The organism is Bacillus sp. D48C (assembly GCF_053345735.1).
Map to the genome: position 1 here is coordinate 1 of NZ_JBKFAQ010000036.1, position 2,290 is coordinate 2,290.

General features: G+C 32.6%; 2 protein-coding genes. One reads left to right on the plus strand and one right to left on the minus strand.

The features are described 5' to 3' along the window. Nucleotides 1-216 precede the first annotated feature (216 nt). Nucleotides 217-1,008: a sulfotransferase family 2 domain-containing protein gene (locus ACLBXA_RS29305; protein ID WP_000483044.1), complete on the plus strand. Its 792-nt coding sequence runs from the start codon at nt 217-219 to the stop codon at nt 1,006-1,008. Nucleotides 1,009-1,094: 86 nt separating this feature from the next. On the opposite strand, the gene ACLBXA_RS29310 is transcribed toward ACLBXA_RS29305, so the two are convergent. Then, nucleotides 1,095-2,015 carry a DMT family transporter gene (locus ACLBXA_RS29310; RefSeq protein WP_000658297.1) on the minus strand — a complete coding sequence of 307 codons (921 nt, stop codon included), beginning with the start codon at nt 2,013-2,015 and terminating at the stop codon, nt 1,095-1,097. Nucleotides 2,016-2,290 lie beyond the last annotated feature (275 nt).

Genomic DNA, 2,290 nt, shown 5'->3' on the forward strand with positions numbered 1-2,290 from the left:
TTATGTTAACATCTTCGTTAGTTAATGTCAACTAAGTTTTTTATTTCGTTTGTCGCTTGCGACGTTAATGTCATCGGCGACTTGTTCTATATTACAACTATATATACTAATAGTCAATATTAATCTTTCATTTTTTCAAAAAAGATGAAAAAGACTCTCATACCACCTCTTTATTCCTCATACATATCAGTAAAACAAGTGAAAGGAGTGTAGAACTTGTTCAATCCTTATTTATTAAACACCATAAGCGCCCATTCAAGAAGCCCACACTATCATAGGAAGTTTCCCATCATTCTATTTTGGAGTCAAAAAAGCGGTTGCACTTCTCTTGCCAATTGGTTCTTTTACCAGATTGATTTATTGCAAACAGCTCTAAGTTATAGTCCTTTCATTCATAATTTTGAATACGATATATACAAAAGTACACCTGCCTATAGTGTACGACTAGGTGTAGCGTTACGAGAAAAACAAAAAGAAACGTTTAAACTTGTTCGTAACCCTTATAGGAGAGCAGTCAGTTCTTTCGTGTCCTTAATTGGACCTCCTTATATGGAAAATCCGGAATGGAAACCCATCCGAAAGTTTTTATATCAAGATGAAAATTCCCCCAAAGGGATCTCATTCAAACAATTTTTATACTATCTATTTATGAAAGGGGCTCACGCAAGTGATATTAACCCACATTTCACACAACAATATATAGCTGGTGAAGAAGAATATGTGACCAATTATATATACTTAGAAAACTTCGATCAGGAAATGAAAGAATTAGAAAAGCGTTTCGAATTAAAAACCGCACCAATAAATGAGTTCTCAACATCATGGCATCATCAAACTCCCGCCATGATTTATAAAGGGAATTTTAGCGAAGCTGATATTACTGATCCTTTATTTCCCCGTCATCCAACTTTTGAAAGCTTTTATGATACTGAATGTATACAACTTGTTCAAACAATATTTCAAAATGATTTCGACACATATAAATACAGCAAAGAATATCCATACTAATTTTAGTCTATTATCTTTGCTAAATAAAAAAGATACCTCATATATAAGGTATCTTTTTAACATTTCAATTATATAAATCATACTGTTTAACAGTCTCTATTCTCCACCTTATTACCTTTTAATAGATTACATAACTTTTGCTTATCCGCCCATCCTACTCCGATTAAAACTAAACTCGCTCCCATTATTACCCTCCATGTCAGAGACTCATTTAATAGAATAATTGAAGTAGCGATACTTATTAATGGTAATGCATTTAAATATAATCCGCTTACTGATGCTGAAACTCTCTCTAGCGCTTTATTCCAAAACCAATATGCTAAAATTGTTGCTCCAATAACAAGGTATATTACACTAAGTCCCGTTTTCCAAGTTTCAATCTTTGGTAAACCGTAATAAAGAATTTCTACCAGTGCAAACGGTAATAGAATAACAGCTCCGATAATTAAAGTTAATGTTGTAAAAACCTCGTTTGATAAATACTGTTCTTGTTTTGGTTGTTTTAGCAAAACCGTGTAGAAAGCAAATAGAAAAGTACTTAATAATATCAGTATATCTCCTATTAAAGACACTTCTTGATCAGCACTTTTAGATGGAATCGTAATAAAGAGTACTCCTATAGTACCCAATATAATCCCTATCCAATAATTCAATCGAATTTTCTCTTTCAAGAAGAATGCTGAAAAAAGAATTGTAACTAATGGTAATGCAGCATCTATGATACTAACATGTAATCCACTTGTTAAAGAAATACCATACGATGTGAACATGAAATACCCAGCTACACCGGTAAAGGCTAACAAACTCATTCTTTGCCATGGAACTTTTTTATGTACAACTGATTTTTGTAGTTGCTTAAATGAAAATAGCATACAAATTCCACCTGCAAAGAAAAGACGAATAAACAACAAAGTAAACGGCTGAATAGATTCTAACACCCATTTTGTTGGTGCAATAGCTGTCCCCCATAATATAACAGCCACTAATAACATGCATATTTCTTTCATAATCCCCCACACCCATCAAAAATATATGTTAACTACCTTAATTATAGATTTTTTCTTATGTAAAATCCTTTAAAAACACAAAAGGTTATGTAAGATTACAAATATTCTTTTTACATCTCGATTATATTTTCACAAAAGGTAATTCTTACCTTTATATTTCAAGCAATAAAAATAAACACAAAAAAACCTAAGTCGAAACGACTTAGGTTTTTGCTTGGCGACGTCCTACTCTCACAGGGACAAGGTCCCAACTACCATCGGCGCTAGAGAGCTTA